Origin of the sequence: Pauljensenia sp. UMB6358 (assembly GCF_030216865.1) — a bacterium.
GTDB lineage: Bacteria > Actinomycetota > Actinomycetes > Actinomycetales > Actinomycetaceae > Pauljensenia > Pauljensenia turicensis_A.
Genome location: NZ_JASOMS010000137.1, coordinates 1 through 290, shown reverse-complemented (window position 1 = coordinate 290; position 290 = coordinate 1). Strand labels below are relative to the sequence as shown.

General features: G+C 56.6%; 1 protein-coding gene. It reads right to left on the bottom strand.

The annotated features are described in order from the left end of the window. A partial coding sequence (locus tag QP381_RS08930; protein WP_285068643.1) for a metal ABC transporter solute-binding protein, Zn/Mn family occupies positions 1-290 on the bottom strand: 290 nt, incomplete at both ends.

Genomic DNA, 290 nt, shown 5'->3' with positions numbered 1-290 from the left:
AAGATCAGCTGCCAGCGTCTTAGCGCTTTTCTGGTTGAGTAGGTTCTCTGAAAAGATGACTTCCACGCCCGCGTCGGCGGCGATTTTTCCAATCTTTGCAAGCTGGGTGGGGGAGGCTTCTTGCTCCGGGTCGAATCCTGAAAGGCCGACCTGTAAGAAACCGTACCTGTCAGCTAGATAGCCGTAGGCTTCGTGGGAGACGATAATCTGGGAAAGCCCGCAATTGCGCAGCCGCTGCCGGTACGAGGAGTCCAAGTCGTCCAGCCGCTTTTGCAGTGCTGCTGCGTTGG